22 protein-coding genes are annotated in these 25,688 nt (G+C 43.3%); 2 read left to right on the top strand and 20 right to left on the bottom strand.

Translation table 11 applies throughout. The features are described 5' to 3' along the window. Window position 1 precedes the first annotated feature (1 nt). The gene (locus DWW10_RS21475; RefSeq protein WP_022392002.1) at window positions 2-730 is read right to left on the bottom strand and encodes a potassium channel family protein; all 729 of its coding nucleotides are present in this window, start codon (window positions 728-730) and stop codon (window positions 2-4) included. Between the two features lie 190 nt (window positions 731-920). Here DWW10_RS21475 and gadC point away from each other — a divergent pair, with 190 nt between their 5' ends. Continuing rightward, complete coding sequence (gene gadC, locus DWW10_RS21470; RefSeq protein ID WP_022392001.1) at window positions 921-2,510, top strand: glutamine/gamma-aminobutyrate antiporter GadC; 1,590 nt, start codon at window positions 921-923, stop codon at window positions 2,508-2,510. A gap of 455 nt (window positions 2,511-2,965) precedes the next feature. On the opposite strand, the gene DWW10_RS21465 is transcribed toward gadC, so the two are convergent. From DWW10_RS21465 to DWW10_RS21430, 8 genes are all read right to left on the bottom strand, one after another. Then, window positions 2,966-3,907, bottom strand: coding sequence for an NAD(P)H-dependent flavin oxidoreductase (locus tag DWW10_RS21465; RefSeq protein WP_022392000.1), 942 nt, complete (start codon window positions 3,905-3,907; stop codon window positions 2,966-2,968). A 143-nt stretch (window positions 3,908-4,050) separates the two neighbouring features. Continuing rightward, entirely contained in the window at window positions 4,051-4,734 is a 684-nt protein-coding gene (locus DWW10_RS21460; protein ID WP_022391999.1) for a DUF4858 domain-containing protein, read from the bottom strand. Between the two features lie 12 nt (window positions 4,735-4,746). After that, window positions 4,747-5,289: a DUF4943 family protein gene (locus DWW10_RS21455; protein WP_007209683.1), complete on the bottom strand. Its 543-nt coding sequence runs from the start codon at window positions 5,287-5,289 to the stop codon at window positions 4,747-4,749. 18 nt (window positions 5,290-5,307) lie between these two features. Next, complete coding sequence (locus tag DWW10_RS21450; protein WP_022391998.1) at window positions 5,308-6,444, bottom strand: porin family protein; 1,137 nt, start codon at window positions 6,442-6,444, stop codon at window positions 5,308-5,310. Next, a complete protein-coding gene (locus DWW10_RS21445) occupies window positions 6,431-6,982 on the bottom strand; it encodes an RNA polymerase sigma factor (protein ID WP_022391997.1) in 552 nt (183 codons plus the stop codon). The genes DWW10_RS21450 and DWW10_RS21445 overlap by 14 nt, the downstream gene beginning before the upstream one ends. Window positions 6,983-7,159: 177 nt before the next feature. Further along, window positions 7,160-7,870: a hypothetical protein gene (locus DWW10_RS21440; RefSeq protein WP_118422168.1), complete on the bottom strand. Its 711-nt coding sequence runs from the start codon at window positions 7,868-7,870 to the stop codon at window positions 7,160-7,162. 95 nt (window positions 7,871-7,965) lie between these two features. After that, window positions 7,966-8,814, bottom strand: a complete 849-nt coding sequence (gene nadC / locus DWW10_RS21435) for a carboxylating nicotinate-nucleotide diphosphorylase (protein WP_007664827.1) — start codon at window positions 8,812-8,814, stop codon at window positions 7,966-7,968. Continuing rightward, window positions 8,807-9,199 carry a DUF4783 domain-containing protein gene (locus DWW10_RS21430; protein ID WP_022391995.1) on the bottom strand — a complete coding sequence of 131 codons (393 nt, stop codon included), beginning with the start codon at window positions 9,197-9,199 and terminating at the stop codon, window positions 8,807-8,809. The genes nadC and DWW10_RS21430 overlap by 8 nt, the downstream gene beginning before the upstream one ends. A 94-nt stretch (window positions 9,200-9,293) precedes the next feature. Here DWW10_RS21430 and rlmH point away from each other — a divergent pair, with 94 nt between their 5' ends. Beyond that, the gene (gene rlmH / locus DWW10_RS21425; RefSeq protein ID WP_115503002.1) at window positions 9,294-9,767 is read left to right on the top strand and encodes a 23S rRNA (pseudouridine(1915)-N(3))-methyltransferase RlmH; all 474 of its coding nucleotides are present in this window, start codon (window positions 9,294-9,296) and stop codon (window positions 9,765-9,767) included. Window positions 9,768-9,775: 8 nt separating this feature from the next. Here the strand turns inward: rlmH and DWW10_RS21420 are convergent, their stop codons facing one another. The 11 genes from DWW10_RS21420 to DWW10_RS21370 form a co-directional block, all read right to left on the bottom strand. Further along, a complete protein-coding gene (locus DWW10_RS21420; protein ID WP_022391993.1) occupies window positions 9,776-12,610 on the bottom strand; it encodes a bifunctional fucokinase/fucose-1-phosphate guanylyltransferase in 2,835 nt (944 codons plus the stop codon). A 159-nt stretch (window positions 12,611-12,769) separates the two neighbouring features. Then, entirely contained in the window at window positions 12,770-13,306 is a 537-nt protein-coding gene (locus DWW10_RS21415) for a UpxY family transcription antiterminator (RefSeq protein WP_118422167.1), read from the bottom strand. Between the two features lie 238 nt (window positions 13,307-13,544). After that, on the bottom strand, window positions 13,545-13,907 hold the full coding sequence (locus DWW10_RS21410) for a MarR family winged helix-turn-helix transcriptional regulator (RefSeq protein ID WP_022391992.1): 363 nt from the start codon (window positions 13,905-13,907) through the stop codon (window positions 13,545-13,547). A 34-nt stretch (window positions 13,908-13,941) separates the two neighbouring features. Beyond that, complete coding sequence (locus tag DWW10_RS21405) at window positions 13,942-16,386, bottom strand: FAD-dependent oxidoreductase (RefSeq protein WP_022391991.1); 2,445 nt, start codon at window positions 16,384-16,386, stop codon at window positions 13,942-13,944. 255 nt (window positions 16,387-16,641) lie between these two features. Further along, window positions 16,642-18,105: a clostripain-related cysteine peptidase gene (locus DWW10_RS21400; protein WP_022391990.1), complete on the bottom strand. Its 1,464-nt coding sequence runs from the start codon at window positions 18,103-18,105 to the stop codon at window positions 16,642-16,644. Between the two features lie 52 nt (window positions 18,106-18,157). Continuing rightward, a complete protein-coding gene (locus DWW10_RS21395) occupies window positions 18,158-18,568 on the bottom strand; it encodes a hypothetical protein (protein ID WP_022391989.1) in 411 nt (136 codons plus the stop codon). A 192-nt stretch (window positions 18,569-18,760) separates the two neighbouring features. Next, on the bottom strand, window positions 18,761-19,621 hold the full coding sequence (locus tag DWW10_RS21390) for a sigma-70 family RNA polymerase sigma factor (protein WP_007209697.1): 861 nt from the start codon (window positions 19,619-19,621) through the stop codon (window positions 18,761-18,763). Window positions 19,622-19,811: 190 nt separating this feature from the next. After that, window positions 19,812-21,386 carry a trypsin-like peptidase domain-containing protein gene (locus tag DWW10_RS21385; protein WP_022391987.1) on the bottom strand — a complete coding sequence of 525 codons (1,575 nt, stop codon included), beginning with the start codon at window positions 21,384-21,386 and terminating at the stop codon, window positions 19,812-19,814. 345 nt (window positions 21,387-21,731) lie between these two features. Further along, complete coding sequence (locus tag DWW10_RS21380) at window positions 21,732-23,066, bottom strand: transglutaminase-like domain-containing protein (RefSeq protein ID WP_022391986.1); 1,335 nt, start codon at window positions 23,064-23,066, stop codon at window positions 21,732-21,734. Between the two features lie 39 nt (window positions 23,067-23,105). Then, window positions 23,106-24,272 carry a dipeptide epimerase gene (locus DWW10_RS21375; protein WP_022391985.1) on the bottom strand — a complete coding sequence of 389 codons (1,167 nt, stop codon included), beginning with the start codon at window positions 24,270-24,272 and terminating at the stop codon, window positions 23,106-23,108. 45 nt (window positions 24,273-24,317) lie between these two features. After that, the gene (locus tag DWW10_RS21370) at window positions 24,318-25,520 is read right to left on the bottom strand and encodes a C40 family peptidase (RefSeq protein ID WP_022391984.1); all 1,203 of its coding nucleotides are present in this window, start codon (window positions 25,518-25,520) and stop codon (window positions 24,318-24,320) included. Window positions 25,521-25,688 lie beyond the last annotated feature (168 nt).

Below are 25,688 nucleotides of genomic sequence, written 5' to 3'. Positions count from 1 at the left end.
ATTATTTAATATCCCCTCCCTGCAACTGCTTATAATATTCTTCTTTCTCCTGATTCCTCTTCTGCACCAGACTCGTCACATACACCGTAAATATCGGGAACATCATCATCCCCAATGCTGCCAGCAGAACTGACAGTACACGTCCCGTCACCGTCACAGCAATAATATTGGAACCAACCGTCGTTACATCCATAAACGCCCACCACAAAGCATCCCCATAACCTGTAACTAATGTATTCACCCCATGCTCCATTACATAAAAAGCCAAACTGGAGAAATAAACCGTAGCAAGCAAAGTCGTCAAGTAGGTAACAAACAGGCCGGATGCCTTATTATACGTCAACCAGCCTACCACAATGGCCAACGCATAACCACCGCGCACTAAAGGAATAAAACGCAATAAATAAGTGATTTCTTCGGAAAACGTCCATCCGGCCCAGGAAATAATGCTCTGGTAAGGGATGGCCACCAGAAGAAAAACAAAGTGAGTAGCAAAATAACGTCCTTTATGCTTTGCTAAAAACCACTCCAGAATAAAGTCCAGCAAAAACAAGATGCACACGGCAAACTGAACCTTCATAAATACCGTCTGAGTATAGAAAGGAATACCCTTGAATGTATCTACTGAAATACTAACCACTAAAAACAACGAAAGTAGCAGAATCACAATGTGTAAGACACCATAAATTCCCTTCTCCCGTAATGCAAATTCTGAAAGAGCCATTTTCATAATAATACCTATTATTTATTCTGATTTAATATATTACTGATTTCTGTCTGATTGCCCTAAAACGTCTTGCACAAGGCATTTGTTTAAGTGTTAATTTACCAACTTTCACTTTATCCCCGAAAACAACTCCACCGGGTCGTTGTTATAGAGACTGATTTTAAAACATATTTTTCACCTAAAACCTTAACTTATGGCAAATATTAAACAAACAGTGAAGCTGGGTGTGTTCACCCTCGCAATCATGAATGTAACGGCAGTAGTATCCCTACGTGGACTACCTGCCGAGGCCGTGTACGGAATGAGTTCGGCCTTTTACTATTTATTTGCAGCTATCGTATTCCTTATACCGACGTCACTTGTCGCTGCGGAATTGGCTGCAATGTTCCAGGACAAACAAGGTGGTGTGTTCCGCTGGGTAGGAGAAGCCTACGGTAAGCGGCTCGGTTTCCTTGCCATCTGGGTGCAATGGATTGAGAGTACCATCTGGTACCCTACCGTATTGACATTCGGTGCTGTATCCATCGCCTTCATCGGAATGAACGACGCACACGATATGTCGTTGGCAAGTAACAAGTACTACACACTCGCCGTAGTGCTCATCATCTACTGGCTCGCCACTTTCATTTCATTGAAAGGTATGGGATGGGTAGGTAAGGTAGCCAAAGTCGGCGGTATGGTTGGTACCATTATCCCGGCAGCCTTGCTGATTATCCTGGGTATCATTTATCTGGCTACAGGCGGACACTCCAATCTTGACTTCCACAGCAGCTTCTTCCCCGATCTGACGAACTTCGACAACGTCGTACTCGCCGCAAGTATCTTCCTCTTTTATGCCGGTATGGAAATGGGCGGTATCCACGTTAAGGATATAGAAAACCCCTCCAAGAATTATCCAAAAGCAGTATTTATCGGTGCAGCTATCACAGTTATCATTTTCGTACTGGGTACTTTTGCACTGGGTGTTATCATCCCGGCTAAGGACATCAGCCTGACACAAAGTTTGCTGGTTGGTTTCGACAATTACTTCCATTACATCCACGCTTCCTGGTTATCACCAATCATCGCTATCGCTCTTGCATTCGGTGTGCTGGCAGGTGTATTGACTTGGGTTGCCGGTCCGTCTAAAGGTATTTTTGCCGTAGGTAAGGCAGGTTACATGCCTCCGTTCTTCCAGAAGACAAATAAACTGGGTGTACAAAAGAACATTCTGTTCGTACAAGGTGGTGCTGTAACAGTATTGAGCCTCTTGTTCGTAGTAATGCCTTCCGTACAGAGTTTCTATCAAATCTTGTCACAGTTGACAGTAGTTCTTTACCTTATCATGTATATGCTGATGTTTACAGGAGCTATTGTATTGCGTTACAAGATGAAGAAGTTGAACCGTCCGTTCCGTATCGGTAAGGGTGGTAATGGATTGATGTGGTTCATCGGCGGACTCGGTTTCTGTGGTTCTCTGTTGGCATTCATCCTGAGCTTTATCCCGCCCAGTCAGATTTCGACGGGTAGCAATACAGTCTGGTTCTCCGTATTGATTATCGGTGCCATCGTTGTTGTGGCAGCTCCGTTCATCATTTACGCTTGCAAGAAACCGACTTGGGTTGATCCGAATACTAACTTCGAACCCTTCCATTGGGAAGAACAGCCAAAAGTTGCAGCAAACGCAGCAACAACTACTGCAACAGCAGCAGGCACAACAAGCACAGCTACGACAACACCAACTGCAAATCCTACCGTAAATACAACTAGTACAACAAATAATTCCGGTACACCTAAATCATAGGACCGCAATCGGAAAACATGAAAATGGGACTGTACAGATTGACGTACAGCCCCATTTTTTCATTTTGGGCGGTAAGAAAGTGGTTTGTTTGGGATGAGCTATGAGTAAAATGAGTATCCTAATATTGGGTAAATAGAGTATCTCAATTCCCCTCATCCATCGGAGGAGGGGTGTCCAGAGGGCAGGGTGGTAGGTAAAGCAAGAAATACCTATGAATCATATAAATAAGGAATTCTTTTCTCACCTACCACCTCCCCCTACGGGTACTCCTCCTCCCAGGAGGAGGAGAATTAGGATAGTATCACATAATCACTTTAGTTCATTTCCATAGCCAAATGACTCCCTTTCATTCCCTCTATACAAAAAAATCGTCCCATGAGATGAATATTTTTGCCTCATGGTACGGATTTTTTCATCTCATGGGACGAATTTCGTCGTCTCATGAAGCTAAATTCTTATTCTTTTAGCGCATCCCACGCTCTTTTATATCCTTCCGTCAGTTCCTGCATCACTTCAGCAACTGTCTCTATCTGTTTACCGTAAAGCAGTGCAGAGGCCTGACCAATCTCCAGTTCTCCTTCTTCCAAGTCTCCATAGAAAATCCCTTTCTTGGCACGTCCATGAGCCAGAAGGATACGAAGTTCATCTTGTGTAGCCCCCACTGCTTCGGCCGCCTCTACAGCGTCACGGAAATTATTCCGTACTAAACGTACCGGAGCGAGCTTCTTCAACAGTAACCGGGTATCCCCTTCCTGCAAACGCAGGCAATATTCCTTAAAATATTCATGAGCAGAACTTTCTTGAGTCAATGCAAAACGCGTACCTATTTGCACCCCTTCTGCTCCCAACACCCGGACAGCAAGCATAGCCTCGCCTGTAGCAATTCCTCCGGCAGCAATCAATGGTAAAGTAGTAGCGGCACGTACGGCAGGTATCAGGCACAAAGTGGTAGTTTCTTCCCTTCCGTTATGTCCGCCGGCTTCGAAGCCTTCGGCAACAACAGCATCCACACCCGCCTCTTCGGCTTTCATCGCAAAGCGGGAAGAACTGACCACATGCACCACTGTCACTCCCCGTTCTTTCAGCCATCCCGTCCATTTGGCAGGGCTTCCGGCGGAAGTGAAAACTATATTGACTCCTTCCTCTATCACTATCTGCATGATTTCTTCAATCTGCGGATACATTAATGGAATATTGACTCCAAAAGGATTATGTGTAGCAGCATGACATTTACGGATATGCTCACGTAACGTTTCAGGATGCATAGAACCTGCTCCAAGCAAGCCCAATCCACCCGCATTACTTACTGACGACGCCAAGCGCCAACCACTGCACCAAACCATACCACCTTGGATTATTGGATATTGAATTCCGAAAAGGGAAGTAATTCTGTTCATAGTTTTTCCGTTTAGGGATTATTAGGAAGAAACAAGAAAAATGTATGAAAAGTTCGGAAGAAAAGACGAATTGTAATAAAAAACACAGCTGAAAATACGAATTTACAACATAGATATCACCAGATGCTCAAATTATACAAATCCTAATTTTTAATCGCCTTGACAGGCTCTTTAATCAGCACTGTAGTCGAGTCCCCGTATGCACGGAGCACTTCCAGAGTACGGGCCCGACGCTTACGTCCTTTGACATTCCAGAATTCTTTTGTAAAAGGCGTCATAAAATCACCGACAAATCCCAAACCGCCACTGGCACCCTGCCAGCTACCTACGGCCATATTATTAGCCCGTTCTGTCACCCGGTAACGCATTCCGGTTGCCTCTATTTCATCCATACTCTTGCGGATGCCCTTTTCAAAAGGAGTCTTCGCCCAATCAGAATAAATACGAAGCATTTTAAGTTCGTAAAAAGGATCTCCTCTCCACGTGTTCTTATCTATTTTTATTTTCTTCTGATACACCGGATCCCAGTTATACTTCGTATTTGCTGTATATGGACGCAAAGTAAGAATAACTTTCTTCTTCGGTGTATTTGGTATTTCGGGAAGTGTTGTGTTGAAATCCAGCCATTGTCTTTCCAGCGACATCTGCTGTTTGCCCAGAGGCTCCTGTACTCCCATTTCTTTCAGAACTTCCGGATTCAGCTTAATCTCTCCTTCTCCGTCCAATAGACGGCGCAATCGCAGAGAGTCCTGAGGTGTCCAGTTCTGAGCGCAAACGGGAAGGACTACTACTAAAAGCAGTCCGATTATAGTGTAATATCTTCTCATTTATTTATTTTCTTACCACCACATATATCCGCTTCCACAAAGCGGTTCATCATAACAAGGATCTATGGTCCACATCGTACGGGGGTATTTGCGGTTTTCCCACCAGCGGCGATAACGGGCGGAAGCATCCAGAACTTCATCATCCGACAAGAAGTAAATGCCTTCATAGTTCTCTGCATCCACATGTACCATTTTGCACCCCATCGAAGCATTTTGCCCCAGACGGATTGTTTCTACTGTCCACAAGATACATTCGCCTAAACGAAGCTTACCACCTGCGGAATAAGAAACCGGAGCCAGCGGAAAAGAAGGAATTACCGTCAAATCTTCGGCATACTTCAACAAGTCCCCTATGTCATCAACAGTAAACCGAGGGATAGTGTTCAACCCTTCCGGACTTTCAACAGAATATTTTCCGGCTTTCAGTTGCTTGACGAATAAATCCACGTCAGGATTATTGTAGTCCAACGTCTCTTCCGTACATGATACAAAAGAAAGAGAGAAGAAGAATATCAAAATGGCCATTACGGCACGTATATTAGAAATTGCTTTCATTGTTGCATTGTATTAAGGTTAATATGTCATACGAACACCGCAAAGTAGATTAAGGTTCGTTGGACGTTCCGTTCGCAGCGTTTTTGTTTGCGAATCCGTATCAAAATGATGAGATACCGTAGGTTCTGCAAACAGAGCAATCCGGTCGTTCAACTTATAACGGACTCCCAGACCTGCCGCAACGGAAAGTTGTACAGGCTCTGCTCCAAAACCATTGTCCACGGCTCCGGCTATGCATTTCTCGGCAGCACCACCCAATGTAGCATAAAAGTCTACTTTAGAATTGCTTGCCAGCACCGCATTCAGTTTCACCGGAACAGCCAGTGTATGTATCGTATGATCTCCGTCAAGACGGTTATATTGCAAACCTGCCTCCAGAGAAAAATGTTTGCTCAAACGACGTTCGGCAGAAACTCCTGAAGTGAACGGCATTCCGAAATCTCCCTTTGGCAACGATGTACCTATGCCTGCTTTGAAAGCCCATTTTTTAGCAGAACCGCCCGCATTGGTAACGAGGAGTGCTTTATCGGAATCTGAGCCAAATTCTGTATTGGAATTTGTAGCAGTAGGATCAGTAGTTGTGGCACGATGATTATTTTCATTCCTTGATGAGGCTGTTTGACCATACATTCCATTGCCTTGGTGTTGATTGCCATATACGCGTTGGGAAATTGTAATGGAAACAGTAACAGATACAGTTTCTTCATCATCGCCATTCGCTGCAAGTATGCCTCCGGATGATACTGGTACAGGATTCTTATGACCAGGAGCCTGCGCTGTAGGTTTAGTCTCATGAATAGAGGGGAATTTTTCCTGTACCACATCTCCGTTCAGGTTACCTTCCGGTGTCAGCGTAGCTACCTTGGTGAATGCTTCCTGAATCTCATCTTTCGGAGAGAAGTACCAGAATGCAGCGGAAGCAGCTCCAAGCACTAATACTACAGAAGCAGCCGCAGCCACCCGGTAGAAGCGTGGAGTAAGGACGGAATGTTTCTGCTTCTGTCCGAAAGCAACAGCTGCAGAAGTATTGGTTGCATCGGTTTCAACTCTTGACAGGTCGCCTTTCAGCTCCTCCCAAAAGCCATCCCGCACCGTCATCTCTGCACCAGAGAGGCGACTGCGGAACAAACCGGTTATTTCATCATTTCCTTTCATACTCTGTATATTCTTTAATTCTTTTTGCTAACAAATTCTTGGCGCGATGCAGTTGCGAAGTGGATGAATGTACCTTAATCCCAAGCATTTCCGCTATTTCCTTGTGTGATTTCTCTTCAAACACATACAAGTTGAAAACGGTTCGGCATCCATCGGGTAATTCTGCCACAAATGCCATCAATTGCTGTTCGGAGAGGCGGCTACCGCTATCGGCTATACTTGCTTCGTCGGGTATATCAGGCAATTGTTCTTCGTTCACCACCAGTTGGGTGATACGCTTCTGCTTCCGCAGATAATCTATTGCCTGTGTCACCATTACTCTTGTTACCCACGTTGCCAGCGCACATTCGCCCCGGAAAGTGAAATGGGTAAAGATCTTGATGAACCCATCGTGCAGTACGTCATGCGCGGCATCTTCATCGCCCGTATAGCGGTAGCATACCGCAAGCATCTGCCTGGAATAAAGGGTATACAGCTCCTTACGCGCGGAATCCTTTCCTGCCCGGCAGCCCTCTATCAGTTCTATTTCATTTTCCAATGTCAGTGCTCTTTTTTACGGACGCCTCTTCGCGTCGTTTGTTAGTTAGACGCAGCTTTCCGTAGAATGCTGCAATGTTATATCTAAAAAGAAGTTAAAGAATGGAGATTATTTATCATCTCCCAACCTCCAGCCTTTAATCGCAGACTTTATCTTATCTATATTTCCCATAACCGTTTATTTAGTTCCATATCTCTGTTCAATAGCCTGGATCATCTTATCAATCTCTTGCTCCACACTTTTTTTATAACTGGAATGGAAATACTCCATAGGCGTTCTCATGAAATTGCGTACCGTTTTATCCGAAAGATATATTTCCCACATTTCATAGCCGCCCTCCAACAACGAGTTAAACTGCCCATCGGTGAGTGACAGATGGAAAGGGTTAACAGCCTGCCCCTTTATGTCATAATATTCGGTTATGAGGGTTCTAAAACTTTCCAACCTTTCATAAACCTCAATTAACGACAATAGAAATTCCTTATCTGATATCTTCTGCATCAACATCGAATTTTTCAGCAGGTCCATCGCATTCCGGCGACAAGAGAAAACACGGAAATGCCCCAAAACAAAACCAAATTGCCTTAACGAGTCTTCGGGTATCATCCGGAACTTCATATCATGTTCCATAAGGAGAGTAGAAATACGTTTATCCTTATTAAATTCCGACATAACATCTTCAAACTGACCCCGATTGCTTTTCAGTTCATCCCTAATCAGCAGCATAGTAGATTTAATATCTTTCTGCTCTGAACAACGGGTAACCAGTTCACTGCCAACAAAGGTTATCAGCACACCAATCACCACAATAGAAGTTTGCCGTATATACTCGCCAGGCTTCCAATTTCTGATAGTCGTCTTTACTTTCTTCCAATCTATCTTTCCCATACTTCTTAAATGTACCAGAAGTAAAAAGCCTCCCATAAAGATTGAAACTTATGAGAGGCTTCCTGCTATTTTCTAAATACGGCCTTCCGCCCTTGTCAACATGCCTTAAAACTCATATCCAGTCCTTTTACAGAATGTGTCAGAGCACCTACAGAGATAAAATCTACGCCACATTCGGCATAATCGCGCAGCGTATCGAAAGTGATACCACCTGAAGACTCGGTTTCATAACGACCGCCTACCATATCCACAGCCTTCTTTGTCATTTCAGGCGTGAAGTTATCAAACATGATACGGTCTATGCCACCAAGATCAAGTACTTGTTGCAACTCATCGAAGTTACGTACTTCAATCTCTATCTTGAGGTCTTTACCTTTTTCCTTGCAATATTCTTTAGCACGATTGATAGCCTTGTCGATGCCTCCGGCAAAATCCACATGATTGTCTTTCAGCAAAATCATGTCGAACAATCCGATACGATGATTTACACCACCGCCAATCTTCACAGCCATTTTCTCAAGGATACGCATACCGGGAGTAGTCTTGCGGGTATCGAGCACACGTGTATTCGTACCTTTCAGTTTCTCGGCATATTTATGTGTCATGGTAGCAATACCACTCATGCGTTGCATAATGTTCAGCATCAGGCGTTCTGTCTGCAACAAAGATTGCACCTTACCTTCCACTATCATTGCTATATCACCCGGTTTCACTTCTGCCCCGTCATTGATGAAGACTTCTACCTTCATAGTAGGGTCGAAACGACGGAACACTTCTTTGGCAACTTCAATACCAGCCAGAATGCCCGGCTCTTTAATCAAAAGCTTGGATTTACCCATCGCCGTAGCGGGGATGCACGAAAGGGTTGTATGGTCTCCGTCACCTATATCTTCTGCAAAGGCGAGATCTATCAGCCTGTCAATCAATTCTTCTTCCTTATTCATTCGTTTTATCTATTCTTATTTGATGTATAACATATTTGTTTTGTACTTTTCTGAAGAAACAATTCACCCGAAAGTTTCCATTTGTGGTTCCCAAAGTACCAATGATGAAACTTGATTCATCCCGTTTTCCTTCGTGATTCACATTGAAGCTACTGACTTTGTTCTCAGCAAAAAAATTAGCCATTGCTCCTTCTGCAGTTCGCTTGTCAGCATTGGTCGTACGATTGTGGATAATCAGCTCCACCTTATCACCCAGATACCCGTTTAGTTCCTGAGAGTTTCCCTTTTTGAAGGCCGTAACCACCCCCACAGGTACGTCTTGAGCAAAGATCGAGGATACCCATAAGAAGAGGCTGGTCAACAATAAAACTACTCGTTTTTTCATAATCACAAGTATTAATGATACGCAAAGGTAAGCATTTATTGTAAAATACAATAAAAAAGCGCTAATTTTGTGCACGAATCAGAATGTAAGCAACATGAAAACAACTTTGCTCGTCGTAGGAAGAACCGTAGAACAACACTTTATAACTGCCATCAATGACTATGTGCAGCGTACCAAACGCTACTTGTCTTTCGAGATGGAAGTCATCCCGGAATTGAAGAATACCAAGAGCCTTTCCATGGAAGTGCAGAAAGAAAAAGAGGGTGAATTGATATGTAAGGCATTCCAGCCGGGTGATGTGATTGTATTGCTGGATGAAGGGGGAAAAGAAATGCGCTCCATAGAGTTTGCAGACTATATGAAGCGCAAGATGAACACCGTAAATAAACGGCTTGTATTTGTCATCGGCGGACCGTATGGTTTCTCACAAAAAGTATATCAAGCGGCACATGAGAAAATGTCCCTTTCTAAAATGACGTTCTCGCATCAGATGGTGCGGTTGATTTTCGTGGAACAGTTATACCGGGCCATGAATATACTCAACGGCGGCCCTTATCACCACGAATAACTACCCCTTTAAGACCTTGAAATTTGGAACCCTGTTCCTGACAACGCCATCTCTACAAATCGTGCGCGAGGGTTCGGTACATCCTGCGTCAGTATCTCCCGGATTCGCAATGCAGCTTGCGGGTCTTTTGCCACCATATACAAGTAGCCTCCCCCACCTGCACCCGGCAACTTATACCCCAGTGTATAGTCCTTAATCTTACTGATAATTTCTTCCACTGCCGGAGGGTTAGTACCGCAATCCAGAGCTTTGTTCTGCATCCACGTTTTGCCAATCAGTGCACCATAGGTCTCAAAGTCGTTCCTTTGAATAGCTTCTGCCATATCCAATGCATGCGCCTTCATATCTTCCAATATTGCCAAATGGATAGATGAATTAAGGAACATGGAACGCACAATCTCTGCCAGGATACCTTTAGCAGTACGTGTAATTCCCGTATAATATAATAGGTGGCAATCACGATAATCGGGATGCGTAAAGAGATGTTCGGGCAACCAGTGTATTAACGGATTCTGTACAAATCCAGTTTCTGTTTGTAACAGTTTGATGCCTTGCAATACTCCGCCATACTGATCTTGCCATCCACCACCTGTTGTCAACAACTGTTCCAAAGCAAGCGTACGACGGCATATTTCATTCTTATCCCACATCAAGCCACAGAAATCACTCAAAGAGCCTAAAACCGTAGAAGCCAGTATAGAACTGGTTCCCAGCCCTGAGCCTGCCGGAATAGCAGATAATAAAGTAATCTCTATACCTGTACCGAATGCCTGTAATTGTTTCTCCAACGAGGGATAACCCACTTCTGAAAACGCCGGGCCAAAACCTGCCAACGTCAGTGCCGCTTTCGGAATAGAGAAAGGAGACCCAATCTTACAGTAATCCTGCAATTCCCTGAAAGTATTCACAACTTCCATCGCTCCCATATCAATAGAGCGCAAAACAATGCGATACTCTTTACAAGGCTTCACATAAACTTGTAAAGGAGGTTGGCCATTCAATTCAATAGCCAGATTCACAACATTTCCACCCGCAAAAAGAGAATATGGCGGAGTATCTGTCCAGCCACCCGCAACATCAATACGCACAGGGCTACGTCCCCAAACAATCTGATCGCTATATACATTGAGGTGAGGACGGCTTTTCTTCTCATACAAATCAGAAAGGAGTCCTTCGCGCAGCAGTCCGAAAGCCTCTCTTTCATCATTTTGAAAGTCTTTTCCATTCAGCTTGTCTATCTGCGCCCGAAGCATCCGGTTATGGATACGCTGCATCTGAGGCGCATCAGCCGGCAGTACTTCCGGTTTATCTATCTCCAAATTGTGGAAATTCCCGGCAACATCAGCCAAATCCAATTGATAGAATACACTCTTCTCATAATTATGTGCCAGCAATTCCCAATTGCCCTTCCGGAAACTCTCGCGCTGTGCATATAATTGACGTAAATCTGCTTTCGCTGAAATTTCATCGGCAGAGAGACGTTGACTGTTCACCCAGATTTTCTTACCTTCCGCCAACTCCGGTTCCGAAGTCATCCAGCGAAGTACCTTACCCATCTGTTCTATATCTTCTACTGCTGGAAAGATTCCGGCAGCCTGTAAGTCGTCTTTCCTTCCGGTTACATCACCCGGAGTCAATCCACGTTTCGCTAACCAATCAATGAAGGGCATTCCCAGAAACAAAGTCTTTTCATCCCGGATATCTCCTTTAGATACATCATCAAAGCCATACGGACGAACCGCCCAACACTTCTCCGCAAGAGGCACAATGTCTACACACACTCCATCCGGCAGTGCCAACGTCCAGTCATTTCTCGGTACACCTGTAATAATTTGCCGGGAACCAATCTTCCACGATGCACCAACAAAGCTGTTTTCAATCCAAAGGTTATCATTATTAGAAGAAAGAATTACCTCTATTTCTGCATTCTGCACAAAAATCGCAGGATTTGGTTTTACTTTCCGGTGCATAATCTGACGTTGATCGTACACTTTATTCTGCAAAGTGACAGTTGAGGAAAGTAATTCACGGCTCGTTCCATAGTGGTAGAATTCACCACCCGGTAAAGGCAAAATAGCCACAGACAGCTTATTCAACTCATCATCAATAATGCGCGGGTGGTTACCCAGAGACAAACCGAAGTCTGAATATAAATCATAGTACTTCAAATCAGAATACGAAGCATCTTTCTGCGAACGTTTCATCAATAATTCTACTGCCCGATCGCTCAGCAACCAGATACCTATATCCATCAGAAAGAGATGAGTCTTGGAAAGATTTTCCAACTCCTGCAATGAAGGCTTCTGCAACATAAAATCCAATGCTTCCGGCTGTTTGCGGTCAGAAACAAACACCCCATGATGTGTTGCTAATACCGGATCTACCCAGAGTCCATAACATACCACATCTGCATCCGGTATATCCTGCAAAGGTTTCTCGGCACGAATATAGACATCACCACTCGCAATCAGTGTACGCAACTTTTCCGGTGCCCGCTCCATGATTTTCTCATAAAGTGGAACTTGCAAGGATAATAAGTTTTGTCCCAGCTTCTGCCCGCGTGCCCAGCGAAATACCGGTATCGGGGTTAATATCTTTCCGGATGGAGCATATCCCGGCAGGCGGCGGCTTTGTCCACCGGCATGCAACAGGATACGTTTCTCTGTTGAGTGTTCTGTTTGTTGGTTTCTATACCATTCGCGCAAGAGCCAGGTTGTTCCCCCACCCGATCCCAGTTTCATCCCTACAGGATCAGAAGTACAAAACCATTCCGTACGGTCTATATTTTCCAGTTCATAGAATGCCGACACAAGATTAGGCGGCAAGGATAATAATTTTTGCATATCCGATTGCTATAATGCTTAATATATTAGCTGCAAATTAAAGCAATCTTAAGCAAAATCCACGAAAAATTTTAATGATTTTGAAGATGAAGACAGAAATATCCCCGCACGAAGAAAATAGAAGCGAAACTTAAGTGTAAAGCCTATACAAAGATTCTCCTATATCTGTTCAATTAAAGAAGGATGGATAAAAGCTGTGGCCACAGCCATAAGGCCCTGAATAACAACAACTACACGACGATCATCTTTTATACGAACAAATTCACCTTCCACACCTTCAAAAACGCCACCGGTAATACGAACACGCTGTCCCCTCTTCAGATTAATGGTAGTGGGATCTAAGTAGACAACCTGCTGATCGCAATTACCCGCAACAGCTATGAAACTCCGCATTTGTACATCCGGAATCGTAATAGGTTGTTGAGTTTCGCAATCCATGATGTACCGAATTGGAAGAATAGCTCCTTTAGCCTCTTTTATCTCTTCAAGTTGCTTTCGGGTGGAGTGAACAAAGACCAGATTATGAATAGCAGGAACAAGCTTGCGGATTTTACGTTCATTCCTCACAATATACTCATAACGCATTGGAATAAAATTCTCGATTTGCTTGCTGTCCAGATAATTTTTTAAGGCCAACTCGCGGCTATAAGTAATGCGCAGGGGATACCAATTCAGATCGGCGGAGCTTGTATTCACAATAGGATTTTTTATATAGCATTTAGACTTTTACTATGTATGAACTAATAAATTAGCCACAATAATGCAGACTTAATCGTTCATCCAACGGACGCAAAGTTAAAGCGTAACAATGAGAATACAAAATATTGCGATAAAGAAAAAGCAGTTCCGAGTAAAAGCTTTTCCATGAAATGCAAAAGTTGACTTCCCGTTGACAAGAAGTTAAGAGTTTGTCAACAGGAAGTTAACCCTTTTTCTATTTTTCCAGCATATCTACTACTTGCTGTAATAATGCAGGCATTTTATGGCTGGAATTCTTAATCGTATGAATCTGCTCTTTTCCTTCCGCAGTCAGTGAGAAATACATTTGGCGTTTATCGACTTTACCGATAATGCGGGCAATCAACTTCTTCTCCTCCACAGAGCGTATTAGCTTGGAAGTATTAGAATGAGTAAGTCCTAATGCCTCTGCTATTTCTCCGGAGGTGAGCCGGGGATTATCCAGAAGTGCACAGAGCAACATCCCCTCATTCAACGAGAGGTTGTATTGCTGGATAAACTGGGTTTCAAACTCGGCTATCGCCCGATAAACATCACGAATTTTACATAAATCCTCCATATATTCTCTTTTTTATTTGTTAAATAACAAATTACTAGATGAAAAGGTTGACATTGGCTTTATCTGCCCGCTCCATGTAAGTAGCAACACCACCGATAGTTACCTCATCCAACAGTTCTTCACGACTGATTCCCATCATATCCATTGACATCTGGCAGGCTATAAATTCTACGCCCTGTGCGAGAGCCTGAGAACGGAGTGATTCCAAAGAATCCACACCTTTTTGTTTCATAAGGAAACGCATCATCCGGCTACCCATGCCAAACATATTCATTTTGGATAACTTCAAATTCAAAGAACTGGAAGGAAGCATCATGCCAAACATCTTACCAAAAATATCTTTCTTAACTTTCGGTTTCTGCACTTTCTTCAGAACATTCAATCCCCAGAAAGTGAAAAAGACCGTAACCTTCTGTCCTGTTGCCGCAGCACCATTTGCCAGTACAAAGGTAGCCAAAGCTTTGTCTAAATCATCACTGAAAAGGATCAAAGTTTTTCCCCTACCCGCTATTGCTCCGGCAGACGATGGACAAACAGCAGCCGGATCACCTTTCTCTATAGTTACCGTATAACGGCCTTTTTCTTCATGACTTCCTATCAGACGGTTTCCCGTCGTATCACACCATGCTGAAGCATCACGTGCAAATCCGGCATCAGTTGCCACAATCTCCACTTGTTCTCCCGGAGCAAGAGTATCCATTGCCTTCTTAACTTGCATGATAGGCCCCGGACATTGTAGACCACAGGCATTAATTTTCAATGGCTCTTTAGAAGAACTCACCGTAGATTCTATTGAATTAACTTGAGGTGTGATAACTTTATCAGGTACAGGTACAGGCGCTACTGCAGCAGAATAGAGCTTATATCCTCCTGAGAGGTTACGCACATTCCGATACCCATTTCCCATCAGGATGCGTTGTGCCAGATATCCGCGCAGTCCTACCGCACAAAACAAGACAACCGGCTTGCTTGTAGGAACTTCCGACATACGATCTCTTAAATCATCCAAGGGAATATTAATTGCTCCCGGAATAGAACCGAAAGAAAATTCCTCGGGAGTACGGGTATCTATCAACATGACTTCATTCTTCTGCTGTACCAGTTCGCGCCAGGTAATAATGGGCATTGCACCGCTTATTATATTAGAAGCCACATATCCTGCAATGGCAATAGGATCTTTAGCCGAAGAGAACGGAGGCGCATAAGTGTGCTCTGTTTCCATCAGATCGTAAACCGTCCCGCCCCGCTTAATAAGTCTGGCAATCTGATCGATACGTTTGTCCACTCCTTCATAACCAATGCATTGTGCACCATATAATTTTCCCGTAACAGGATGGAAAGTTAATTTTAAAGTCAGTGGCAATGCATCCGGATAATAGCCCGCATGAGAGGCAGAATGGGTTACAGAACTCTGATATTCCATCTCCCATTGCTTCAAGCGCTTAGCAGCAAGCCCTGTGGAAGCAACAGTCATATCAAAGACCTTGGCAATAGAAGTACCAATAGCGCCTTCATAAGAAACTTTATTGCCAAATACCATATTATCAGCCACAATACGTCCCTGACGATTGGCTGGATTAGCCAGATAATTAAGCCATGGTTTTCCGGTCAGCGGATGCGGATATTCAATTGCATCCCCTACGGCATAGATATCTTTCTCAGAAGTTTCCAGATACTCATTCACCCAGATACCTCCGGCTTCTCCTATTTTTAATCCGGCATCTTTGGCCAAAGCAGTTGCCGGACGTACACCGATAGAAAGTAATACCATATCTGCCGGAATTGTCTTCCCACTTTTCAAGAAAACTGTAATACCTTGCTCTGTGCGTTGAAAATGGGTTACTCCTTCTTCTAAATAAAGTGAAACACCCTTCTGAACCAGATGTTGATGAACAGGAGCAGCCATAGAGAAGTCGATAGGTGCCATTACCTGATTGCCCATTTCCACTACAGATACAGAGACTCCTGCATGATGCAGATTTTCCGCCATTTCCAAGCCGATAAAACCTGCGCCAACTACGACTGCACGTTTTACAGCATGTTCTGTGAGATAAGATTTAATACGGTCGGTATCTTCAACATTACGAAGGGTAAAGATTCCCTCTGAATCAATGCCTCCTAACGATGGCCTGACCGGAGTAGCTCCCGGTGACAACAAAAGCTTATCATAAGTTTCTTCATATTCGCCTCCGTCAACCGTACGAACCGTAATGGTTTTATTCTGCGGATGAATGGCAATCACTTCATTCTCTACACGAACATCCACTCTGAAGCGCTGACCGAAAGAAGCCGGCGTCTGCACCAGTAACTTCTCACGTTCGTCAATCACGCCACCAATATAATAAGGTAGACCGCAATTTGCATACGATATATACTTTCCCTTCTCTAATAAAAGGATATCAGACTTTTCATCTACCCTTCTCAATCGTGCCGCCGCTGTAGCTCCCCCGGCAACACCTCCAATAATTATATACTTCATACTTCTTTATTTTAGTTTTGATGGTGCAAAGAAAATAATATTTTCTTGAATAAAATAGTTTCCGTTGGAAAATAATGTTAAAACACAGCATAACAACACAATAGCCAAGAGAATTACTATCATAAAGCATGGAACATATAGAGAAGAAGAAAGTTCATAAATGCAAGATATAAGTTAACAGGAAAGTACACACACATTTGTTTCAAGGCATATTTATGCCTCGAAAGATCATATAACAACCCTAAAAATCGAGAATTACCAACCGAGTTTTTCGAAACCGGCAGATGTATACCACTCAGTAGAACGGTATGCCTTATCAGTGGCAGTATTAGAAGTCGAAGGAATATAACAGGATACACCGTTAGTTCCTTCCATAGAGAACATACCGACATAAGAAGAATAATTCATAGAAGTAGTAGCCCAATATGCAACAGCAGAATTAAAAATCTGTTTCCATGCTTCATAAGCATTATCGTCAGTAATCATTCGCATCATGCCCACCAGCTCATAATACCCTACATGACCATCCTGATATCCATCAGAACCACGACGTTTATCATAATCAAATACTGATTTGCGAAGCGATGCATTATCAACTGTTCCGGGTAAAATTTGCTTTGTCAAGACAGCCAGATCAACTAATGGCTCGGTTCTCAAAGCACATACAGAAGCACCACCGGTCCAATTAGTATTCGAAATTCCATTACCCTCATCATATTTAGCTGCATAAGGTTCATAATAAGCCTTGGCTATATCTACTGCCGCATCTTCTGAAAAAAACATAGCAGGTACTAATTCATCATACGAAGCGCCGGGACCCGGTATCTCTGTTGGGGAGCCAATACAATAATCCGTGTAGTCACGCAATTCATAAGCGACCTCTACCGATTGCATAAAACAAGCATCAAACAGGATAAAATCAAAATGAGGAGCAGTCTCCAAGATCTCGACAAATTCAGAAATATTCATTCTCTTATCACCGTTACCTATATCTTGCCCCACCCAGCGGGTATTAGCGCCTAACGGATAAGGAAGCCAGCCGTCACCATGCGACCAGTAAACCAGTCCATAACTATCAGCCTGATATTGAGTATTTGAGAAAACAGCTGCAAAGACTTCCTGCGTTTCAGATACACCTGCCGAATTACGACTAGAGTAAGTCTTTACTACCTTTTCTACAACTGTCCCATTTTCATTTTTCAGCTCAAGCAACTGAGGAGATCCACCCTTATCTATATAAATCAAGAAATTCACATCAACATCTTCCACTTTTGCCATACCTACTTTCATTTCCTCAAAGTCCAGTGAAGCAAATCCAGAAAGGCTGTTATCTGCAGCAACATATACCAGCACCGTGCGACTACTCTTAAGTGGATCGCCTGGCTCAACAGTTACCGTACAAGTAGCAGTTTTCCCACCATCCTCAGTAATGACAGTAATCGTAGCTGTTCCCGGTTTTAGAGCTCTAATCTTACCATTGGCATCAACCGTAGCAATATCCGGATCACTTGATTTCCATGTTACACTCTGATTGGTAGCATCATCCGGAGTAATGGTAGCAGACAAAGTCACATTTCTCCCCTCTTTTAACGAAAGGGCGCTCTCATTCAATGCAACGCTTGTTACAGCAACAATATCTGGCTCCTGTGGATGATCTTCACAGGCCACAAACAATACAGAAAAACAAATCCACAGAAGAAAATCAAGTTTAGTTCTCATGGTTACAAGTAATAATGGATAGCTCCTTGTTTCAGCAAGGAAGTGAAGCCGACTATTCTTCCGGCTTCTTGAAGCGGAATGCATCAGGGTCGATAGGCATCAACACTATCGATTTATTTTTCTTATATTTACCTTTTACTTTTGCAGACTCTTTCTCCAACTTCTTTTTATTCTCAGAGAAATAAATCATGCAAGTATAATCAGGACATTTCAAATCAAATTCCAAGTAATTCTTTAACTGATACGTATAAAGATCACGTTTAGGCAGGAAACCACCTTTATCCAGCTTGATACTATCCAACACTTGGATATCAGTAAAATACACTACCGTGTCATTGAAAGAGGCAGCAACACCGAATGCATACACAGCCTTTTCCTTGCCTTCTTTTCCTTTTTTGAATGAGAATGCCGAGCATACCATAAAAACCAACGCTACGGCAAAAAGTATACGAACGTATTTCATAATCTGTTTTTTGTTATATGTTGGCGGCAAAGATAATGCAAACCGAGAGCAAAATAAAATGAATTCATTCATTTTTTTATGCTGAAGCGCAGCTCATCTTCACTTTTATGGTAAAAAAACAAAAAAACCGATGATCATAATATGACCACCGGTTTTTAATTCTTTCTATTTGTCGGAAACTGATATTTCTTATTATCCCAAATAAGACTTGAGCAATTTACTACGATTACTTTGTCTTAATCTTCTAATTGCTTTTTCTTTAATCTGGCGTACACGTTCACGGGTCAAACCGAATTTGTCGCCGATTTCTTCCAATGTCATTTCTTGTTGTCCGATACCGAAAAACATCTGTATGATTTCTTTTTCCCTATCGGTTAACGTAGAAAGTGCTCTATCAATTTCCCTCGCAAGAGACTCGTTCACCAAAGAGCGATCCGCCATAGGAGAGTCGTCGTTTACCAACACATCCAGCAAGCTGTTGTCTTCTCCTTCCACGAAAGGTGCGTCCACCGAAATATGGCGTCCGGAAACCTTCAATGTATCAGAGATTTTATCAACAGGGATTTCCAGTTCATCTGCCAACTCTTCGGGAGACGGGCGACGTTCATTTTCCTGTTCGAACTTGGAGAATGCTTTGCTGATCTTGTTCAGCGATCCTACCTGGTTCAACGGAAGACGCACAATACGCGACTGCTCTGCCAAAGCCTGCAAAATGGACTGACGTATCCACCATACAGCATAACTGATGAATTTGAAACCACGTGTTTCATCGAACTTTTCGGCGGCCTTGATCAGTCCTAAATTGCCCTCGTTAATCAAGTCGGGCAAACTCAAACCCTGGTTCTGGTACTGCTTGGCCACAGATACAACGAAACGCAGATTGGCACGTGTCAACTTCTCCAGTGCGATACGGTCACCCTTACGGATGCGTTGAGCGAGCTCTACCTCTTCTTCGACAGTTATGAGGTCTTCGCGACCGATTTCCTGCAAATACTTGTCAAGAGAAGCGCTCTCTCTGTTAGTGATACTTTTTGTAATCTTAAGTTGTCTCATTCTTCTAAAAACAGATTTGGGTTGCAAAGTTACGACATTTAATTTAGTTATAAGCTAACTTGCCCTAACTTTTTTATCTTATTCACTATAGTATTATAAACAAAAAGAATGCCGACAAGTTAGTTGTCGACATCCTTTTTCTTCTTTGTTAGCTAATATTACAATCTTCTTACCTAAAAAACATACCTTTTTATTCTTGAGTCAAATCTACCGCATAATTAGCACGTTTACCTGAGGGGAACATACCTGTAATAAAGAGTACCTGATCCGGAGACTTCGTAGCTTCCTTCAGTACCTTTTCCAAGTCCTCTACAGTTTTCATCTGTACACCATTGGCTTTTAAGATAATGAAGCCTTTACGAATACCGGCAGCTCCCATCTTGCCACTGTTAACACCTGTTACTTCAAGACCATAACCCAGATTCAGTTGTTTCTTCAATTCATCAGGTATAGGACGGAAGGCTGCACCAAGAATATCCATTCCTGCATCTTTTACTACTTTTGTAGTACCTTGTTCATTCTTCAGCGTCACTTCAACAGTCTTTTCTTTCTTATCGCGTATCAATTTCACTTTAACCTTATCACCGGGACGATGTTTTGCCAAAGCTTCCTGTAAATCGGCAAATTTATGAATAGGTTTATCGTCAATACCGATAAGAACGTCGTCAACCTTGATATCGGCACCTGCAGCAGAACTACCTTCTACGATTTCTCCTACTAAAAGGCCATCAACAACACCTGATTTTTCACGAGCTTCTTTTTTAAATTCACTCAATTTCTTGCCACTCTTATCTACCGGACGTTGAGTATCACCCGGTTCTTCTACAAGCGGAGTAACAGCAACACCCAGTTTTACACGTTGAACTGTACCGAATTGTTTCAAGTCAGCAACAACTTTCTTCATGATACTGGTAGGAATGGCAAAACCATAACCCGTATTTGATCCCGTCGGAGAGAAAAGAGCAGCATTGATACCAATCAATTCACCGCGTGCATTTACCAAAGCTCCCCCACTATTACCTTGATTAATAGCAGCATCAGTCTGGATGTACGACTCAATGCTTTCCGTACCAGTCTGCTGCCCCATTCCTAAAGAGCGTGCTTTAGCACTAACAATACCTGCAGTCACTGTAGAAGTCAGATTAAACGGATTACCTACAGCAAGCACCCATTCACCAACTTTCAATGCATCGGAATCACCTACCGGAATAGTAGGAAAATCATCTCCCTCTATTTTAATCAAGGCAAGGTCCGTGACTTCATCCGTACCAATGATACGTCCTTTAAGCTGACGGTTGTCATTCAGCGTAACACTGATTTCATCCGCACCGGCAATTACGTGATTATTCGTTACGATATATCCGTCTTTAGAGATGATAACACCGGAACCAAAACCTGTACGTTCAGGAGTCTGAACCTGTCGTCTTTGTGTACCACCCCGACCACCAAAAAATTCACCGAAGAAATCAGAGAACGGGTCTCTAACTTCTACTTCCTGAACTTTGGAAGCTTGAGTAGAACGAATATGTACCACGGCGTGAACTGAATTTTCTGCTGCTTGCGTCAAATCTACAGGTTGCGCATCAACGGCATTATAAGAGGCCAAACGTACGTTCGGATTCTGCTGGAACATATCACTAAATGCAGCAGTACTATCAGCAGGCATATTTTTTTGCAGCATCTTATAGGCGGTTAAACCTGCTACTCCTGAACTGAGAAGTACAATAGCTGCAACCCCAAGAATGTTTTTTGTTGTCTGTTTCATACTTAATTTCTATTCTTTTAATTGTTAATATTCAAATCTCGTTTAACATTTCGACGTTAAAATAACGACAAAAATCGTTCACTTATTCCGCTTGTCACTCTTTTTTGTTCTCTTTTAACAGTGAACTTTTGGGGCTTAACAGCGGTTAACGGCAAGACCTGACAATTTTACATTTATGCACGTTTACTGACGTGAAAATAAGGCAGATAGACGTTAAAACAAGGCAGACCATCTATCTGTTTGAAATAGATGGTCTGTTAGGGGCAAACAGATGGTCTGTTGAAGGCAAATAGATGATGCGTTTGGGGCAAACAGACCATCTATTTTCATAGAGGAGATATATCCTTAATTATCAAGGTATTCTATATCCATGTGATAATCCCATTTCGGGAAGTAAAGATTGCCTCCCTCCCATTCCACTTCACCACGCTGGAAGTCGACAGTTTCACTGCGGGGATATTTCTTTTCGGGCATCAAAGGCATACCGTAGTCACTATTCACAATCATACGCCAGGAGTCGATACCCCCCAGGAAGAAATATTCTTCGTCTGCATTACGGGCGAAAGTAGGAATACCAAATGATTGATCTACAGGCACCCAACCGATACCTTCAAAATAGATCTCTGCCCAGTCATGCAGATTCCACGCTTTGGGATGCATCATGAAACCGCTCTGGAAATGCGCAGGAATGCCACTGATACGACAAAGTGTAATGAACAACAGACTAACCTGACCGCAATCGCCCTTATTGTTATCCAGAACATATTCGGGGATATTCTCTATTGTAGAGTATTCACGTGCAGACGCCCAGGGGAAGTTATCATTTACCCAACGAAAGATGCGTTTAGCCTTTAAGAAGGGATTGGTTTCACCCTCTGTCAATTTGGCAGCAAGCTGACGCATACGCGGTGAAAAGATGATATGCTTCTCACGCTCGCCCGTATATTCCTTATATATAGAGGAGGTCGTGTCATACGGCTGAACATCTTCCGGCTTCAGATTATGCCATTCAGCATTGGCAGTATACTCAAAGCTTTCGGAGAATACGGTCGGTTCACCCTGCACGGCGCGTTTCTCCATATAAAGAGTGCTGTGAAGGCAATTCTGCGGAGAAAACGTATATTCCGGTTCGCTGGCAGAAATAAACCTCACATCCTGTTGTCGTGGCTGGTCAGTACGCGGATAAGGAAGCCAGCAACGAATCAACTCTCCGGCAGGAACAGCACTGCTATCTACGGTAAGAGTATAGGTGACACGCATCCGTTTGGGGGTGGTAATCGGATTACCATTCTTCTTCACACTTGCAATAACTTCAGGCAGATTTTCCATATTCACCTTTTCACTTCCACTAAAAGAAACACCGTCTTTCGCAGCTTTTATCTTGTAGCAGGCAGAGTCCACACGGAATAAGTTAGGTCCGGCATTGCGAAAATAACGTTTCTCGCCATCCAGTGTCATACATTCCAAAGCCTTGGAAGCTTCCCATTGACGCATTTGCTCATCAGTAACATCAGGAATATACTTGCGGATGTAGTCTTTCACTTCAGTTTCTGTACGAGAGAAATCGGTAAGGAGACGTTGATGCAGGTCTTCTTCCCAGGTGTAAGGCTTGTTTTCGGGTTTCGTAGTACAAGCAGTGGCCAAGAAGAATAGAGCGGCGGCATACAATACTTTTTTCATAATGATTATTTTTATAGATGATGATGGGACAATACCACTTTATAGTTTCACAACTCCGATACCCGGCAAATCGGGCAATGTAATCTTACCCTTTATCACTTCCATTCCTTTGAAACGGTCGTTAGCGATAAGCAGATTGCCATCCAGATCGGCAAAATCAACTGCAGGAGAGAATTGAGCGGCGGCGGAACATGCACACGATGTTTCTGTCATACATCCCACCATCACTTTCATACCCAAAGCACGCGCCAATGTCACCATCTTCCAGCCCTCGCGCATACCTGTACATTTCATCAACTTAATATTGATACCATGAAATGCATCTTTCAAACCAGCCACATCACTCAGTCGTTGCAAAGATTCATCGGCAAAGATAGGCAACGGACTTTGCTGCGTCACCCAGGCAATGTCATCCAACTGGGTCTTAGGCATTGGTTGTTCAATCATGACAATTCCTTTTTCATGAAGCCAATGTATCATGTCGATGGCATAATGCTTATCCGTCCAACCCTGATTAGCATCTACGGCAATAGGAAGACTGGTTACAGAACGAATGGTTTCAATCATCTCCTTATCATTCTCACGTCCCAGTTTTACTTTGAGGATATTGAACTGATCCGCACATTCCTTCGTTTTCTCACGTACCACCTCGGGTGTATCAATACCGATAGTGAAGGTAGTAGAAGGGGCTTTGCCCTTATCCAGTCCCCAAATCTTATACCACGGGGCTTGCAGCAATTTTCCCACAAGATCATGTAAGGCGATATCTACAGCAGCTTTAGCAGCAGCATCTCCCGGCGAAAGCTTATCCACATAAGCCAGAATATCTTCCAACTGGAAAGGATCGGGGAACTGCCCGATGACATCCTGCACTTTCTTCAGGAAAGCCATTACACTTTCCATTGTACCCAACTCTTTCTGCAGATAGGGCGGCATGGATGCTTCTCCATAACCGGTAATTCCATCATATTCAATCTCCACTTGCACATCGGGAGTTGTGGTGCGTGAGTAAGTAGCCACCGTAAATACATGACGCAACTTCAACTCATACGGGAAGAAACGCAATTTCATCCTGGCATTCACACCACTTTTATTGATATTGAACAGAGACGGGGTGCTTTCCCCTGCAAACACATTGTTAATAGCCACACTGGAACCTAATGCAGCGAAAGCCGCTGTTTTCAGGAAATCTCTTCTGTTTTGCATATGATTCGTTTTTAAATTATTAGATGATGATGGGAGAATTACGGATTATTCATAATAAGGGTTTGTTGCCGTTGTATTCAGGGATTCTTCCTTATTTATATAAGGTAACACACGCGTAGCAAACAACAGCCGTCCGAGGTTATATTCATCAAAGAGTTCGTCGGCAGGATCAAAACTACTGACATGCACATCTCCCTGTGAATGAATGAACCGTTTATCCCCAATATACATTCCCACATGTACCACACGCTCTTTACGATCTGCCGTAGCTTTACGGCCGAAGAAAATCAAATCCCCCGGTTGCAGGTTACCAAAATCAGGAGCAATATCGATATGTTCGCCTACATAGGCTTGTTGCGAAGCATCACGCGGAATGATAATATCATGTATGAACAGAATGGTACGCATGAAACCGCTACAATCAATTCCTTTGGAAGAAGTACCCGCCCAAAGATATGGAACGCCCATCAATGTGTGCGCTGTACGGATAATACTGGCAGCATCTTGCTTCAAGGAAGCACGCCATCTACTTTCCGGCATAGAGATGGATTTTGAGATATACCCCGTCCGTCCATCAGGATAAGCAACTTTATAGTAAGCACCTTTGCTTCCCTCCCACTTCAAACGGTTACCTGCAACCACATCAGAAACAGTCTGGGAAGTTTGATTAGGTTCGGAATACACAAAGCCGTAATGAGAAGTCACCACAATTTTCTCTGCCGCATTCCAGGCATGAAGTTCTTCTTTAGTGACCGGATGAATACCTACACGGTGCACCCAGGCAATGTAATTATCCGGTGTCTGAATGCGATACCAGCCGTCGCGTTGCAACACGCGGATGGGCATTCCCATCAATCCCTGCGTCATCATTTCGGATGAAAAATCCGGTTCTACACGAAGATTGGATACCGATACATTAATGATACCATATGTTTTTCCTTCCAGCCCAGCCTCGTCCGGCAATACCTTCAGACAGTCCATCACTTTATAATTGGCTTTCGACAATCCATTGAGAAGAGCTGCTTTCGCTTCAGGAGAGGTGGTTACACCACGTAACATCACATTTTTACCGGCAAAGGAATAATCTACATCAAAAAGTGCCACTCGTTTGTCCGGGGCATACTGACGTTTCAAGCTGTCGGATAACTGTGCCACATCGGCAGGAATAGTCCTGTCCCCGACTTCCGAAGCCACCGAACATAACGAAGCGAAAAGGAACAGGGATACGATAGGAATAAGTCTTTTCATTAGCTAAAATGATTTGGGGGTTATTAAGTATTAGCAAAGTTAGAAATAATTTCTATTTTGGTTATATATTTTCAGGAATATTAAGATATAGTTTTAGAATGAAACCCACCATCTCCGTATCAAGGCCGTACCAAAACCGTACCAACTCCGTATCAAGTCCGTATCAAG

The sequence above is a fragment of the Bacteroides intestinalis genome (genome assembly GCF_003464595.1).
Lineage (GTDB): Bacteria > Bacteroidota > Bacteroidia > Bacteroidales > Bacteroidaceae > Bacteroides > Bacteroides intestinalis_A.
The sequence above is the reverse complement of the archived record's forward strand: the minus strand, read 5'-3'. Positions and strand labels throughout refer to the sequence as shown.

Coding starts and splice junctions, on each gene's coding strand:
- DWW10_RS21475 (WP_022392002.1), bottom strand. CDS start 730: ATGAAAATGGCTCTTTCAGAATTTGCATTACGGGAGAAGGGAATTTAT.
- gadC (WP_022392001.1), top strand. CDS start 921: ATGGCAAATATTAAACAAACAGTGAAGCTGGGTGTGTTCACCCTCGCA.
- DWW10_RS21465 (WP_022392000.1), bottom strand. CDS start 3,907: ATGAACAGAATTACTTCCCTTTTCGGAATTCAATATCCAATAATCCAA.
- DWW10_RS21460 (WP_022391999.1), bottom strand. CDS start 4,734: ATGAGAAGATATTACACTATAATCGGACTGCTTTTAGTAGTAGTCCTT.
- DWW10_RS21455 (WP_007209683.1), bottom strand. CDS start 5,289: ATGAAAGCAATTTCTAATATACGTGCCGTAATGGCCATTTTGATATTC.
- DWW10_RS21450 (WP_022391998.1), bottom strand. CDS start 6,444: ATGAAAGGAAATGATGAAATAACCGGTTTGTTCCGCAGTCGCCTCTCT.
- DWW10_RS21440 (WP_118422168.1), bottom strand. CDS start 7,870: ATGGGAAAGATAGATTGGAAGAAAGTAAAGACGACTATCAGAAATTGG.
- nadC (WP_007664827.1), bottom strand. CDS start 8,814: ATGAATAAGGAAGAAGAATTGATTGACAGGCTGATAGATCTCGCCTTT.
- DWW10_RS21430 (WP_022391995.1), bottom strand. CDS start 9,199: ATGAAAAAACGAGTAGTTTTATTGTTGACCAGCCTCTTCTTATGGGTA.
- rlmH (WP_115503002.1), top strand. CDS start 9,294: ATGAAAACAACTTTGCTCGTCGTAGGAAGAACCGTAGAACAACACTTT.
- DWW10_RS21420 (WP_022391993.1), bottom strand. CDS start 12,610: ATGCAAAAATTATTATCCTTGCCGCCTAATCTTGTGTCGGCATTCTAT.
- DWW10_RS21410 (WP_022391992.1), bottom strand. CDS start 13,907: ATGGAGGATTTATGTAAAATTCGTGATGTTTATCGGGCGATAGCCGAG.
- DWW10_RS21405 (WP_022391991.1), bottom strand. CDS start 16,386: ATGAAGTATATAATTATTGGAGGTGTTGCCGGGGGAGCTACAGCGGCG.
- DWW10_RS21400 (WP_022391990.1), bottom strand. CDS start 18,105: ATGAGAACTAAACTTGATTTTCTTCTGTGGATTTGTTTTTCTGTATTG.
- DWW10_RS21395 (WP_022391989.1), bottom strand. CDS start 18,568: ATGAAATACGTTCGTATACTTTTTGCCGTAGCGTTGGTTTTTATGGTA.
- DWW10_RS21390 (WP_007209697.1), bottom strand. CDS start 19,621: ATGAGACAACTTAAGATTACAAAAAGTATCACTAACAGAGAGAGCGCT.
- DWW10_RS21385 (WP_022391987.1), bottom strand. CDS start 21,386: ATGAAACAGACAACAAAAAACATTCTTGGGGTTGCAGCTATTGTACTT.
- DWW10_RS21380 (WP_022391986.1), bottom strand. CDS start 23,066: ATGAAAAAAGTATTGTATGCCGCCGCTCTATTCTTCTTGGCCACTGCT.
- DWW10_RS21375 (WP_022391985.1), bottom strand. CDS start 24,272: ATGCAAAACAGAAGAGATTTCCTGAAAACAGCGGCTTTCGCTGCATTA.
- DWW10_RS21370 (WP_022391984.1), bottom strand. CDS start 25,520: ATGAAAAGACTTATTCCTATCGTATCCCTGTTCCTTTTCGCTTCGTTA.